At 67.8% G+C, this 13,610-nt stretch carries 12 protein-coding genes; 8 read left to right on the forward strand and 4 right to left on the reverse strand.

Annotated elements, in window-relative coordinates:
• Positions 1–22 precede the first annotated feature (22 nt).
• Positions 23–718, reverse strand: coding sequence for an endonuclease NucS (gene nucS, locus LOC57_RS15870; RefSeq protein ID WP_227913857.1), 696 nt, complete (start codon positions 716–718; stop codon positions 23–25).
• A 40-nt stretch (positions 719–758) separates the two neighbouring features.
• Here nucS and LOC57_RS15875 point away from each other — a divergent pair, with 40 nt between their 5' ends.
• The gene (locus LOC57_RS15875; RefSeq protein ID WP_227913858.1) at positions 759–1,103 is read left to right on the forward strand and encodes a hypothetical protein; all 345 of its coding nucleotides are present in this window, start codon (positions 759–761) and stop codon (positions 1,101–1,103) included.
• Here the strand turns inward: LOC57_RS15875 and LOC57_RS15880 are convergent.
• A complete protein-coding gene (locus LOC57_RS15880) occupies positions 1,100–2,458 on the reverse strand; it encodes an AI-2E family transporter (protein WP_442860293.1) in 1,359 nt (452 codons plus the stop codon). The two genes, LOC57_RS15875 and LOC57_RS15880, sit on opposite strands and share 4 nt — an antisense overlap.
• A gap of 299 nt (positions 2,459–2,757) precedes the next feature.
• Here LOC57_RS15880 and LOC57_RS15885 point away from each other — a divergent pair, with 299 nt between their 5' ends.
• From LOC57_RS15885 to LOC57_RS15915, 7 genes are all read left to right on the forward strand, one after another.
• Complete coding sequence (locus tag LOC57_RS15885) at positions 2,758–4,434, forward strand: hypothetical protein (protein WP_229960883.1); 1,677 nt, start codon at positions 2,758–2,760, stop codon at positions 4,432–4,434.
• Positions 4,435–4,541: 107 nt separating this feature from the next.
• Positions 4,542–5,513 (forward strand): co-chaperone YbbN, encoded by a 972-nt coding sequence (locus LOC57_RS15890; protein WP_229960885.1) that lies wholly within the window; start codon positions 4,542–4,544, stop codon positions 5,511–5,513.
• A 16-nt stretch (positions 5,514–5,529) separates the two neighbouring features.
• Positions 5,530–6,651, forward strand: coding sequence for an NADH:flavin oxidoreductase/NADH oxidase (locus LOC57_RS15895; protein WP_229960888.1), 1,122 nt, complete (start codon positions 5,530–5,532; stop codon positions 6,649–6,651).
• A gap of 136 nt (positions 6,652–6,787) precedes the next feature.
• Complete coding sequence (locus LOC57_RS15900) at positions 6,788–7,561, forward strand: ABC transporter ATP-binding protein (protein WP_227913862.1); 774 nt, start codon at positions 6,788–6,790, stop codon at positions 7,559–7,561.
• On the forward strand, positions 7,543–9,120 hold the full coding sequence (locus tag LOC57_RS15905) for a transporter (protein WP_229960890.1): 1,578 nt from the start codon (positions 7,543–7,545) through the stop codon (positions 9,118–9,120). The genes LOC57_RS15900 and LOC57_RS15905 overlap by 19 nt, the downstream gene beginning before the upstream one ends.
• Before the next feature lie 24 nt (positions 9,121–9,144).
• Positions 9,145–9,453 carry a DUF3039 domain-containing protein gene (locus LOC57_RS15910; protein ID WP_227918249.1) on the forward strand — a complete coding sequence of 103 codons (309 nt, stop codon included), beginning with the start codon at positions 9,145–9,147 and terminating at the stop codon, positions 9,451–9,453.
• 184 nt (positions 9,454–9,637) lie between these two features.
• Entirely contained in the window at positions 9,638–11,431 is a 1,794-nt protein-coding gene (locus tag LOC57_RS15915) for a DEAD/DEAH box helicase (protein WP_227924892.1), read from the forward strand.
• 155 nt (positions 11,432–11,586) lie between these two features.
• Here LOC57_RS15915 and LOC57_RS15920 read toward each other — a convergent pair whose 3' ends face one another.
• Positions 11,587–12,204, reverse strand: coding sequence for a nicotinamidase (locus tag LOC57_RS15920; protein WP_229960892.1), 618 nt, complete (start codon positions 12,202–12,204; stop codon positions 11,587–11,589).
• Positions 12,205–12,206: 2 nt separating this feature from the next.
• Positions 12,207–13,532, reverse strand: coding sequence for a nicotinate phosphoribosyltransferase (locus LOC57_RS15925; protein ID WP_227913866.1), 1,326 nt, complete (start codon positions 13,530–13,532; stop codon positions 12,207–12,209).
• Between the last annotated feature and the right edge of the window lie 78 nt (positions 13,533–13,610).

Genomic DNA, 13,610 nt, shown 5'->3' on the forward strand with positions numbered 1-13,610 from the left:
GGGCAGCCGCGCAACTGCAGGCTCAGAAAAGACGGGAGTCCCGGTCATCCACTCCGCGCATGGCATCGTAGTCCAGGGTCAGGCAGGAGATGCCCCGGTCTTCGGCCAGCACCCGGGCCTGCGGCTTGATCTGCTGGGCGGCGAAGATCCCCTTGACCGGAGCCAGCAGCGGATCCCGGTTGAGCAGTTCAAGGTAGCGGGTCAGCTGCTCGACGCCGTCGATGTCGCCGCGGCGCTTGAGCTCCACGGCCACCGTGGCACCGGAGGAATCGCGGGCCAGGATGTCCACGGGACCGATGGCCGTCATGTACTCGCGGCGGATGAGGGTGTAGCCCTCGCCCAGGCGGTTGATCTGTTCGGCCAGCAGCCGCTGCAGGTCCGCTTCCACGCCGTCCTTGATGAGTCCGGGGTCAACGCCCAGGTCATGGGAAACGTCGGAGAACCGCTCATGGATGCTGATCACCAGGCGGTCGTCGGTCTTGGCGCTCTGGACGTTCCATACTTCCGTGACACCGGCTTCGGCATCCGTATCGTCCGGTTCCACGCTGCGCATGGTGGCCGGAGGGCTCATCCAGTTCAGCGGCTTGTAGGAGCCGCCGTCGGAATGGATCAGGACGGAACCGTCGGCCTTGACCATCAGGAGCCTTACGGCCAGGGGCAAATGGGCACGGAGGCGGCCGACGTAGTCAACGGAGCAGCGGGCTATTACTAAACGCACAGTTGCACTTTACCGGCTCATCTGCGGCAAAATGACTTACATGCCCCGTTCCAACCGTCCCCGCCGCGCGCCCGCCGCCGGCAGCCCCGCCGGAAGGAATGCCCGGCGCAAGTGGGCCGCTGCGGCCCCGGACATGGATCTGGAGCGTACCCGCGCCGGAATTCCGCACCATGAGAGCGGCCCCGACGGAGAATGGTCCGTGCGGCAGATCACCGCCAAGAACGCTGCCAAGGACTATCGGTGCCCCGGCTGCGGGCAGGTCATTCCGCCCGGAACTCCGCACCTGGTGGTCTGGCAGGAGGACTCGCTGCTGGGCCGGCAGGCGGCAGTGGAGGGCCGCCGGCACTGGCACAGCCACTGCTGGCGGATCCGCCGCCGATACTAGTGGTGGTCCTGGCGGGCGATAAAGACTTCCTTGAGCAGCAGCAGGATCGCCGCCGCAGTGGGAATGGCGATGAGTGCGCCGAGGACGCCCAGCAGGGTACCGCCGGCGATCACCGCGATGACGGCCACCGCCCCGGGCACCGCCACGGCGCGCTGCATCACCCGCGGCGAAACAAAATACGCTTCGAACTGCAGATAGGCCATGTACAGGATGGCGAACACGACGGCCGTCTGCCACCCCACGGTCAGTGCCACCAGTGACACCAGGACCAGCGCGATGGGCGGACCCACCAGCGGGATGAAGGCCAGCAGCGCCACCAGGAACGCGAGCAGCACCGAGAACGGCACCCCGGTAATCGTCATCACAATGAACGCGTAGGTGGCGTCGAGGAGGGCTACGAATCCCTGGCCAATCACGTAGTTGCCCACGCTGCCGGTGATTTCCTCGGACAGGGCTTCCACCCGCCGGCGGCGGCTGCGCGGGGCGAGCCGGTAGGCCCACTTCTTCATGGAGGGCAGGGAGGCCAGGAAATACAGGGTCAGGACCAGGATGATCAACGCGCCGAACAGGCCGTTGGCAATCACGGTGCCAACGCTGAGGACCCCGCCGAACACCCCGCCCACGGCATCACCGTTCGAGAAGAACTTCGTGACCTCCTCGTCGATCCGGTCACGTACCTTGAACTGCCGGTCAATGTTAATGAAGAAGTCCGAGGCCAGGAAGTTATCGACGTAGCCCGGCGCCTTGGAAATAATTTCCGAGGTCTGGCTGACGATTGTGGGAATCAGTGTTGCGAAGAAGGCGGCGACGACGCCGGCCAGCACCAGCACCGTGATGGCAATGCCTGCGGGGCGGGGGATGCGCCGGGCCGCGAGCCAGCGGACCACCGGGTCCAGCCCCAGGGCAATGAAGAGCGCGGCCCCGATCCACACCAGCAACTCGCCCACGTTGGTGATGACGAAGTACAGCAGCAGGGCCAGCCCCACGCCCACGGTGAGCATAAAGCCGAAGTAAATGGGATGGGTACGCAGGCTGTGGACGTCGGGTTCGGCATGCTCGGCACCGCTGATGCTCAGGCGTTCATCCGGCAGCCGGACCTCCGGATCCACTACGACTTCGGGCGTTTCCTCCGGCGGAAACTCGAAGCGCCGCCGGGGCCGGGCGCCCGGCACTCCGTGGCGCAGGCTATACCGCACCCGGTCCGATGCCGTGGAGAGGAACCCGGGCATCCGCGTCCGCCCCGCTGCCCCGCGGGTACCGCCGGTCTCCGCTGAATCGGGGTTTGCCGTGCGGGGTCCCTTCGCCGCCGGTCCGGGGAGCGGTGCGTGGACAGGCACGTCCTCGTTCTCGCTCATTTGCGTACGCTCTCCCTCTGCTGTTTTTGCCTCTTGGTACGTTGCGAAACCCTATCAGCCGTGGCCCTTTGCGGTCCGTTCCTCCCGCATCCTCGGCGGCATCCCCGCACCCGGACAGCAGCGGGCGCCGGCGGCGCGAATGGGAGGTGGAACGGGATTTCGTTACCATTGGGTTATAAAGTGCCAGGACAACTAATAAACCGCCGCGCCGGGGCCGCCGTATAAGAGGCCCCGCTCCCGCCTGCCCGGGGCAGGGATGCGGCCGCCCAGAGATGTCGTTGACTGAAGATAGGTAAGTTGTGCGAAACAAATTTGCAGTTCCGCTGATCGTCCTTGGGGTGTTGCTGATGCTGGTAGGCATTGGGCAGCGCACCATTTGGGCGCCCCCGGAGACCGAATCGGCGTCCGCTGCCGTCAGCGACGCCAAAGCACCGGTGACCGTCCTCGACGCGGAACTGCTGGCCGGCTATCCGGACGGCGTGGAAATCACGGTCCGCCAGGATGCCCCCTTCACCTTGGCGGTTGGCCGGGCCAACGACGTCGAAGCGTGGGTAGGCGAAGCCGCCGCCAACCGGCTGGAAGCCGCAGACGGCGACGAGCTGGCCGCAGCCTCCGAACAGGGCGAGGCGAAGACCCCGAATCCTGCCGGTTCCGACCTCTGGGTAGTAGAGGAAGCAGGGGAGGGCGAGCTGTCCTATGACTGGAAGGCGCCGGCTGCGGGCGATTGGGAGATCCTGCTGGCCACCGACGGCACCGCTGCTGCTCCCGGCGACGTGACGCTGACCTGGGAAAGTGACGCCAGCCGGCCGCTTGCCGTTCCGCTAATTGTGCTCGGTGCACTGCTGGCGGTCCTCGGCCTTGCCCTGGGCTTCCTGCGCAGCGGTGACACCCCGCGCCGCGGCGGCCGCCGCAGCGCCGGCCCGGACAACCGTTCTGTTCCCGCCGAAAAGTCACCCAGCTCCACCTCTGCTTTCACCGCCCATGCCCCCGCACGCCGTCGTCCGGCCATGGCGGCAGCTGCCGCCGCGGCGCTGGTACTTGTGGCCACCCCCGCCCCCGCGTTGGCGGAAGAGGGTTCAGCAGGCACCCGCCCGGTTGTGCTGGATTCGCAGCTGGAACGCATCCTTGCCGACGTCGCCGGCACCGTTGAGGCCGGCGATGCGGCGAAGGACGCGACCGCGCTGGCACCCCGCGTCGGCGGCTCCGCCTATGCCCTGCGCGAGGCGAACTATGCGGTGGCTGCGAAGGCCGCCGATCACGAAGCTCCGGTTCCGGTGGCTGCGCAGACTCTGCGGACCCAGTCAGTTGCCGCCACCGACAGCTGGCCCCGGACCATCGTTGCCGTCACCCAGGGCGAGGCCAACCCTGTGCCGCAGGCGCTCCTGCTGGTCCAGGCCTCGGCACGCGAGAACTACAAGCTTGTATCAGCCGTCCAGATGCTTCCGGCGAGCACGTTCCCTCAGCCCCCTGCCGCCGGAACCGGCGCTGACCAGATTCCGGCCGATTCCGCCAACGGTCTCCTGATGAGCCCGCAGCAGGCCGTGGCCGCCCTCGCCGATTCGCTGACCAACCCCCAGGGCGACAACAAGGCAACATTCGCCGGAAACCGGTTCACCGAGGACGTAGTGAAGTTCCAGGAACAGGTCAAGACCGACCCCAAGAACGAGTTCGCCACGAACACGTTTACGCACACTGCCGAGCCCTCGGCTACGCACGCGCTGCGCACGGCCGACGGCGGGGCCATCGTTTTCGGCTACCTCGCCAACACGTTCTCCAGCACCCCCAAGGAAGCCGGCGACTCGATCAACCTGGAAGGGACCGTGTACCAGTCGCTCACCGGCGAGGCCAACACCGGTGCAGGCATTGACGTGCGCCACGGTGAAGCGGTGATGGTCTACGTTCCTGCCGCCGGGAGCAACAGCCAGGCGCAGGTGGTGGGTGCCGCCCAGCAGCTGTTGGGCGCAACCCTGAAGTAGCTGCGGAGGCGGCGAAGCGCAAGGGATCCGGGGCAAGCCCCGCGCCGCCGGCAGGGATGCGGGCACGGGCTTGCCGGTGACGGGGCGCGGCGTAATAAGGTGAAGAAATGAGCACACCGAACCACCGCCCGTCGCCGGCGGCCCCCTCACCTGTGAATCTGCGGGGTGCAGTCGACCTCTCCGCCCTCAAGGCCCGTTCCGCCGCCCCGCCCGCTGCGGCAGCCGCCGCCCCTGGCTCCGGCCCGGCAGCCGCCGCCCCCGCTTCCTCACCCTTTGTTGTGGAGGTTTCGGAGCAGACCTTCCCGCAGGTGGTGCAGCTTTCCGCTGATGTGCCGGTGGTCATCGACCTGTATTCGCATACCAGCGCCGAGTCGCAGAATGTTTCAGCGGTCCTGGCCGCCGTCGCCGTGGAGCAGAACGGCAGGATGCTGCTTGCCCGCGTTGACGTTGACGCCTATCCGCAGATCGCCCAGGCCTTCCAGGCTATTGCGGTTCCCACCGTCGCAGCCGTGCTCAAGGGCCAGCCGGTTCCCCTGTTCGACCGGGCCCTGCCCGAAGAACAGATCCGCGCCGTCGTTGCCGAACTGATGCAGGTTGCCGCTACCAACGGCGTCAACGGCGCCCTGGACGGGGCTGCCCCTGAAACGCCGGCCGAAGAGGCCCCGCTGCCTCCGCTGCACCAGGAAGCCTTCGACGCCATCAATGCCGAGGACTATGACGCCGCCGCGGCCGCCTACCGCAAGGCGCTGGCAGAGCAGCCTGCCGACGCAGAAGCCAAGGCCGGCCTGGCACAAGTGGAGCTGATGGCCCGCCTGCGCGGGGTGGACGCCGACGGGATCCGCCGTGCAGGTGCAGAGGAGCCCGACAATGTGCAGGCCCAGCTGGCCGTGGCGGACCTGGACATTGCCGGCGGGCACGTTGAGGACGCCTTCCGGCGCATCACCGGCCTAATCGGGCGGGTGCGCGGCGAGGACCGGGAGACAGCCCGGCTGCGGCTGCTGGATCTCTTCGAAGTAGTGGGTGTATCCGATCCGCGGGTCACTAAGGCCCGTTCCGCCCTCGCCCGGGCACTGTTCTAGGAAGGGCGCTTTTTCCGTGGATACACCATCGCTTTTTGACCCGATCACCCTGCGCGGTTTGGAGCTGGCCCACCGCGGCTGGGTCGCCGCCATGTGCCAGTACTCAGCTGACGCCGTGAATCCCGCGGACCCCGCCAACGCGCCGGGTGTGCCCAATGACTGGCACCTGATGCACCTGGGTTCCTTTGCCGCCGGCGGTGCAGCCCTGATTATTACCGAAGCTGCTGCCGTCAGTCCGGAGGGCCGGATCAGTCCGCAGGATGCCGGTATATGGAATGACGAGCAGGCTGCAGGCTGGCGCCGCATCACCGACTTCGTGCACCGGCACGGTGCCGTGGACGCACGCATCGGCATCCAACTGGCCCACGCCGGCCGGAAGGCCTCCACCTATGCTCCCTTTGCGGCCGGGCACGGCAGCGTTCCCCTCGGGGACGGCGGCTGGCAGACGGTGGGTCCCACAGCGGACCCGTTCGGCACCTACGCCGCGCCCGTCGAACTGGACGAGGCCGGCATCCGCCGGGTCATCTCCGATTTCGCCGACGCAGCGGTCCGCGCGGTGGACGCCGGCTTCGACACCATCGAAATCCACGGTGCACACGGCTACCTCCTGCACCAGTTCCTCAGCCCGCTGGTCAACACACGCACCGATGCATGGGGCGGCAGTGAAGACGGACGCAACCGGCTGACCCTGGCGGTCATTGACGCGGTGCGGGCGGTCATCCCCGAGTCCATGCCCCTGCTGCTGCGAATCTCTGCCACGGACTGGATGCCCGGGGGAGTGGACGCTGAATCTTCGGTGGTCCTGTCCCGGCAGGCCCGGGAACACGGAGTGGACCTCATCGACGTGTCCACCGGCGGAGCGGTTCCGGGTGCCGTTATTCCCGTAGGACCGAACTACCAGGTGGAATACGCGGAGGCTGTCCGCCGCGGAGCGTCCGTTCCCACGGCCGCCGTCGGGCTTATTGACACCGGCGCGCAGGCCGAGCAGGTGCTGCAGGCCGGCTCGGCGGATGCCGTCCTGATTGCCCGGGCCGCCCTGCGCGACCCGCATTGGTGGATGCGAGCCGCGGCCGAGCTGGACGCGAAGCTGCCCTGGGTGCCCCAGTATGAGCGGGCCGCCCGGCCCGGCGGCTTCTAGGGCACGCCGCCCGCCCGGTGCATCCAGATCAGCCGGCGCAGGTAGTCCCCGGGAGGGAGCCTCCCCCGGGGACACGGGCGTGAATCTGGTCCTTTGTGCGGAGCACTCCGGCCCGTCCCGGCGTTAATCTGGTCCCATGACCCAAACACCAGGACCGGCCCCCGCCCTGGCGGTGCGTGGCCTCGCGAAAAGATTCGGCGGCAAGGTGGCCGTGAACGGCATCAGCCTGGACGTGCCCGCCGGTTCGTTCTACGGGCTGGTGGGCCCCAACGGCGCCGGCAAAACCACCATGCTGTCCCTGGCCACCGGGCTCCTCCGCCCGGACCAGGGCACTGCGGCGGTGCACGGCACCGATGTATGGGCCCACCCCCTGGAAGCCAAGCGGCTGATGGGCATCCTGCCGGACGGCGTGCGGCTCTTCGACCGGCTGACCGGCGAGCAGCTGGTGGCCTACGCCGGCCTGCTGCGCGGCATGGACCGGGACACGGTGGCTTCGCGCACCAAGGACCTGCTGGCCGCGATGGACCTCACCGCGGATGCAGGCAAGCTGGTGGTGGACTACTCCGCGGGCATGACCAAAAAGGTGGCGCTTGCTTCCGCGCTTATCCACGCACCGCGGCTGCTGGTCCTGGACGAACCTTTCGAGGCGGTGGATCCGGTCTCCGCCGCCAACATCCGCGACATCCTCTCCGGTTACGTCTCCTCCGGCGGAACCGTAATTGTGTCCAGCCATGTGATGGACCTGGTCCAGCGGATGTGCGACCACGTTGCGGTGGTGGCCAACGGAAACCTGCTGGCGGCGGGCACCGTGGATGAAGTACGCGGAGGCACCAGCCTGGAAGAACGTTTTGTTTCCCTCGTGGGAGGCCGTACACACTCGGAGGGGCTGGAATGGTTGCGCACCTTCTGAGACTGAAGCTGCTGCTGCTGCGCAACTCGCTGCACCGCAGCCCGTGGCAGCTGGTAGGGATCATCCTCGGCGCCCTTTACGCCCTGGGGCTGCTGGCCTTCCTGCTGGCCGCATTGTTCGTGGTCGGCGCGGACCCGGCACTGGCGCGCACCGCCGTCGTGCTTGCCGGTTCCGCCGCCATCCTTGGCTGGGCGCTCATTCCGGTCGTTTTTTCCGGGCTGGATCTGACCCTGGATCCGGCCCGCTTTACCACGTACGCCGTTCCCATGCGGCAGCTGCTGGTGGGGCTGGCCGTGGGCGGGCTCATCGGCATCCCCGGCGCCGCCACGGCGTTGGCCGTACTGGCACAGGCATTGAGCTGGTACCGTTCACCGGCCGCCCTGGCCGCAGCACTGGTGATGGCCGCGGCCGCGTTGTTCACCTGCCTGGTTGCAGCGCGCGTCACGGTTTCTGCAGCGGTGTCCCTGACCGGTTCGCGCCGGTTCCGCGAAGCGAGCACGATGCTCCTGATCATCCCGCTGGTCCTGCTGGGTCCCATCATTTCCGCTGTGGGGGAGGGCATTGCCTCCAGCGGGGACTTCCTTGTCCGGCTGGCGTCCGGCCTGTCCTGGACACCGCTCGGAGCCGTGTGGTCCGTGCCCGGCGACGTGGCCCTGGGCAACTACGGCGCCGCGGCCGCCAAGGCCCTCATCGGTATAGCCTTCCTGGCGGCGCTGGTAGTGGCCTGGAAGCTGCTGCTGCAGCGCGCCCTGGTCAACCCGCCGCAGGCCGCAGCGGCCCGGGGCAAAGCCGGTGGGCTGGGATTGTTCGCCCGGTTCCCGGGCACGCCGTCCGGCGCTGTTGCCGCCCGGGCCATGATCTACTGGCTGCGCGACCCGCGGTACAGCGCCTCGCTGCTGGTTGTGCCGCTGCTCGCCGTGGTCCTGGTCTTCGGATCCAACAGCTACGAGGGCAACGGCACCTGGCTGGTGACCTTGCTGCTTGCTCCGCTGATCGGGTTCCTGCTGGGCTTTTCGCTCCACGCCGACGTCGCGTACGACAACACCGCCTTTGCCCTGCACCTGTCCACCGGCGTGAGCGGCCGGGCGGACCGGGCAGGCCGCGCCCTCGCCTGCGCCGTGTTTGCCGTGCCGGCAGTTCTCCTGGCGGCGGTGCTGCCCGGGTTCCTGACCGGCCGGCCGGAGCTGGTGCTGCCGTCCCTCGGCGTGGGGCTGGGCGCGCTGCTGGCGGGCTTGGGCGTGTCCAGCGTCGTTTCTGCGCGGTACACCTACAACGTGCCGCTGCCGGGTGAAAACGCCTTCAAGACACCGCCGGGGTCCACCGGCCGGTCCCTGCTGGTCCAGGGTGTCTTCAGCATGGTCCTGTTCGCCCTGCTGCTGCCGGTGCTGGCACCAGCGGTTGCCGCGGTGGTTACCGGCAGTACGCTCTGGGGTGTTGTGACACTGGCCGCAGGGCTGGTGCTGGGCGGCGGGCTGCTGGTTGCCGGGATCCGTGTAGGTGGCCGCTGGCTGGACGCGCGGGGTCCGGAACTGCTGCAGCAGGTCTCCGTCAACAAGTAGGTGCCGGGTACTAAGATGGTGTCCATGAGCCTGCCCCCAGATCCTTTCGAGAACGATCCCCGCCGCCTGGATGACAACGGGACCTCCACGGCCACCATCGAGCGCGAAGAACTGCGTGAAGAGCTGGAGCCCGGTGACAGCGAACGCTTTGCCCACTACGTGCGCAAGGAAAAAATCATGGAGTCCGCGCTGTCCGGCGAACCGGTTATTGCCCTGTGCGGCAAGGTCTGGACCCCGGGCCGGGATCCGCAGAAGTTCCCGGTGTGCCCCACCTGCAAGGAAATCTATGAGGGCCTGCGCCCCGAGGGCGACAACCCCAAGGGCAAAAAGTAATACGTCCGTCCGGCCGTCTTGACCGCCCGTTTCCCAGCCTTCTTCTGCTGAAGGCAGTTAGTCCTGATGCCTGCATGACCTATGTGTTGACGCCTGCCCCTGCCGGCAGGTGCTTTGAGCTGTCCCCGTCCGGCGCCCGTACGGCAACAACCAATCGAGAAATTGGAAAGGTTGCGTTCCCAGCGTGAGTTCCGAAACGCTTTTCGGCGCCGGCGCTTCCCTGCCGCCCGCCTATCCTGAACGTGCCGCCTGGGGTACCGCCCCGAAGCTGCGCCAGTGGCAGGCCGAAGCGCTGGAGAAGTACTTTGCTTCCAATGCCAGCGATTTCCTGGCCGTGGCCACCCCCGGCGCCGGTAAAACCACCTTCGCGCTGCGGGTGGCCAACGAACTTGTGGAACGCGGCATCGTTAACCGGATTACCGTCGTCGCGCCCACCGATCACCTGAAGCGGCAGTGGGCCGACGCCGCCGCCAAGGTTGGCCTGGCCATCGACCCGAACTTCAAGAACGCCGACGGCCGGCACGGCCACGGGTTCATCGGTGTGGCCGTCACCTACGCCCAGGTGGCGTCCAAGCCCATGTTGCACCGCGCCAAGACGGAAGCGGCCCGCACCCTGGTGATCCTGGATGAGGTCCACCACGGCGGCGACGCACTGTCCTGGGGCGACGGCATCCGCGAGGCCTTCGAACCGGCGGCCAAGCGGCTGTCCCTCACCGGTACGCCGTTCCGTTCGGACACTGCCGCCATTCCGTTCGTGGAGTACGTCGAAGACCGGGACGGGATCCGCCGGTCCAAGGCGGACTACACCTACGGCTACGGCCAGGCGCTCAAGGACCATGTGGTCCGGCCGGTGATGTTCATGGCCTACTCCGGCCAGATGCGCTGGCGCACCAGCGCCGGAGACGAGATGGCGGCGTCGCTGGGCGAGGCCGCCGTCACCAAGGACATTACGGCCCAGGCCTGGCGCACGGCACTGAACCCCACCGGAGAATGGATTCCGGCCGTACTCGCCGCGGCTGACCGGCGCCTCACCGAGGTCCGCCGGTCCGTGCCCGACGCCGGCGGCCTGGTGATTGCCACGGACCACGACGACGCGCGGGCCTACGCCGGCTGGTTGAAGAAGATCATGGGGGAGTCTCCCACGGTCATCCTCTCCGACGATGCCAAGGCCTCGGAGAAGATCGAAGAGTTCTCCGCCGGTACGCAGCGGTGGATGGTGGCGGTGCGGATGGTGTCCGAAGGCGTGGACGTGCCGCGCCTCGCCGTCGGGGTGTATGCCACCTCCACGGCCACCCCGCTGTTCTTTGCGCAGGCCGTGGGCCGCTTTGTGCGTGCCCGCAAGCGCGGGGAGACCGCCTCGGTGTTCCTGCCCTCGGTGCCGAACCTGATGGCGCTGGCCAACCAGATGGAAGTGGAACGCGACCACGCCCTGGACCGGCCGGACAACCATCTGGAAGAGGAAGGCTTCGGGCTGGAGGACAGCCTGATGGAGGCCGCGAACCGGGAGGAGAAGGCGTCCGGTGAGCTGACCAAGCAGAAGTTCGAGGCGCTGGAGTCCCAGGCGTCGTTTGACCGGGTGCTTTTCGACGGCGGCGAGTTCGGCACCGGCGGAGCGCTGGGCAGCGAGGAGGAACAGGACTTCCTCGGGATTCCAGGATTGCTGGACGCAGACCAGATGAGCACGCTGCTGCGCCAGCGCCAGCATGAGCAGCTCTCGCGCAGGGGCCGCCGTTCCGGGGCGGCTGAGGCGCCGCCGGCGGAAGCCCCGGAGGTGGTGGACCACCGCCGGCTCACCGAACTGCGGGGAGAACTGGCCAAGAACGTTTCCGCCTGGTCCGCCCGTTCCGGCATGCCCCACGGGGTGGTGCACAGCGAGCTGCGCCGGATCTGCGGCGGACCGCCCGTGGCCCAGGCCAACGAGGAGCAGCTGAACAAGCGGTTGAAGAAGCTGCAGGACTGGTTCATCGGGCGCAAGTAGCGCCGTGTACGCGTGGAAGGGCCGGACGCATATGCGTCCCGGCCGTGCCCCGGGGTGTGCGGGGAGAGGTCGCGGTTCTCGGGGCGAATGTCGCGCGGTGTCCGGGTGGTTGGGGGGTACTCATTGGGGCCCGCCCCTTCCCCGTGTGTGTGCTGCTAGAGGTCGATGATCTCGACGCCGGCGTCTTCCAGTTCCGCCCAGGCGGCCATGGTGGATTCCCGGTTGATGCCGCGGGAAAGTTCCGGAATGACTGCGGTGGTGTAGCCGGCGGCCACTGCGTCCATGGCGGTGGCACGCACGCAGTAGTCGGCGGCCAGGCCCAGGACCACCACCTCGTCTACATCGTTGTCGCGCAGCCAGTCATCCAGGCTCAGCGTCTCTTCGCCGCTGTCCGGTTCCGCTTCGGGCTCACCCAGGGGAACCTCGACGTCCGGGGCCAGCACGCCCTCGAAGCCGGAGTAGGCCGCCTCGTACTGGCCCTTGCGGAAGAAGGCGTCCACCAGTTCGGTGTCCAGGTCAGGGTGCGGCTGGGCCCCGGGTGTGCCGGCCACGCAGTGCCGCGGCCAGGAATTGACCATGTCCGGCGTCTCGGAGAAGTGCGCTCCGGGATCGATGTGCCAGTCCTGCGTGGCGGCCACCAGGTCGTAGCGGCCAGCCGAGGTTTCCACGTAATCGGTGATCTCACCGGCAAGGTCGGCTCCGCCGGAGACGGCCAGCGAGCCGCCTTCGCAGAAGTCGTTTTGTACATCGACAATGATCAGGGCACGCGCCATGCTTACTCCTCGTATTCGGTGGGGATTGCCGGTTCGCCGCGCTGCAGGCGGTTTACCGAGGTGGGCAGTTCGGCCAGGGATTCTGCGTGCCGCCGGGCTGCACGCGTGACGGCCTCGGGCCCGGTCCAGCCGGGCAGGATCTCTCCATCGGCAACGAACTGGTGCAGCAGCGGACGGTCGTTGCCGTCGTCGGCCGGGGCGTGGCCGATTCCCACCACCTCGGCGGTTGCCGTGCCGTGTTCGTTCAGCCGGCGCATGGCGTACTTGCGCCCGCCGCGCGAAGCCTTGTTCTTGGCCGCCTTGGCCACGGAAACAAACTCATGGTCATCACCCTCGCGGCTGACCAGTTTGTAGACCATGCCGGCGGTGGGCGCGCCTGAGCCGGTGACCAGGGAGGTCCCGACGCCGTAGGTGTCCACCGGCGCCGAGGCCAGGGCCGCGATGGCGTACTCGTCCAGGTCGGAGGTGACCATGATGCGGGTGCCGGTGTTGCCCAGGTCATCGAGCAGGTCCCGCACCCAGCGGGCCTGCGCCACCAGGTCCCCGGAATCAAGGCGGACGCCGCCCAGCGCCGGTCCGGCCACTTCCACCGCGTTGCGGACGCCCTGTTCGACGTCGTACGTGTCCACCAGCAGCGAGGTACCCATGCCCAGGGCAGCGGTCTGCGCCGTGAAGGCTTCCTTCTCGGAGTCGTGCAGCAGGGTGAACGAGTGCGCCGCCGTGCCTACGGTCTTGAGTCCGTAGCGCAGGCCTGCTTCCAGGTTCGATGTGCTGTTGAAGCCGGCAATTACCGCGGCCCGGGCTGCGGCCACGGCTGCTTCCTCATGGGTGCGGCGCGAGCCCATTTCAATGCAGGGGCGGCCGTCTGCGGCCGAGGTCATGCGGGAGGCGGCAGAGGCGATGGCACTGTCATGGTTGAGCATGGACAGCAGCATGGTTTCCAGGATGCACGCTTCCCCGAAGCTGGACTCGACAATTAGCAGGGGCGACTGCGGGAAATAGGCTTCGCCCTCGGCGTACCCGTAGATGTTGCCCGAGAAACGGAAATCCGCCAGCCAGGCGAGGGTGCGCTCGTCCACCACGTTGGTGCGGGCCAGGAAATCCAGCTGCGGTGCATCGAACCGGAAGTTTTCCAGGGCTTCCAGGATGCGGCCGGTTCCGGCAGCAACACCGTAGCGGCGGCCGTCGGGCAGGCGCCGGGCGAAAACCTCGAAGACGGAGCGGCGGGAGGCCGTGCCCGAATGCAGGGCGGCCTGGAGCATGGTCAGCTCGTAATGATCCGTATACAGGGCGGAGTTTGGGGAATGCCAAGCGGCGGGACTGTTCACAGGCAAAACTCTAACCCGCTTATCCCGATTGGGGAGAAGACGCCGCCGCGGCAGTTCGGCACTGAATCCTCACTACAA

Origin of the sequence: Arthrobacter sp. zg-Y750 (assembly GCF_020907365.1) — a bacterium.
Classification (GTDB): Bacteria; Actinomycetota; Actinomycetes; order Actinomycetales; family Micrococcaceae; genus Arthrobacter_B.

Coding starts and splice junctions, on each gene's coding strand:
- LOC57_RS15910 (WP_227918249.1), top strand. CDS start 9,145: ATGAGCCTGCCCCCAGATCCTTTCGAGAACGATCCCCGCCGCCTGGAT.
- LOC57_RS15875 (WP_227913858.1), top strand. CDS start 759: ATGCCCCGTTCCAACCGTCCCCGCCGCGCGCCCGCCGCCGGCAGCCCC.
- LOC57_RS15900 (WP_227913862.1), top strand. CDS start 6,788: ATGACCCAAACACCAGGACCGGCCCCCGCCCTGGCGGTGCGTGGCCTC.
- LOC57_RS15905 (WP_229960890.1), top strand. CDS start 7,543: ATGGTTGCGCACCTTCTGAGACTGAAGCTGCTGCTGCTGCGCAACTCG.
- LOC57_RS15920 (WP_229960892.1), bottom strand. CDS start 12,204: ATGGCGCGTGCCCTGATCATTGTCGATGTACAAAACGACTTCTGCGAA.
- LOC57_RS15890 (WP_229960885.1), top strand. CDS start 4,542: ATGAGCACACCGAACCACCGCCCGTCGCCGGCGGCCCCCTCACCTGTG.
- LOC57_RS15880 (WP_442860293.1), bottom strand. CDS start 2,458: ATGAGCGAGAACGAGGACGTGCCTGTCCACGCACCGCTCCCCGGACCG.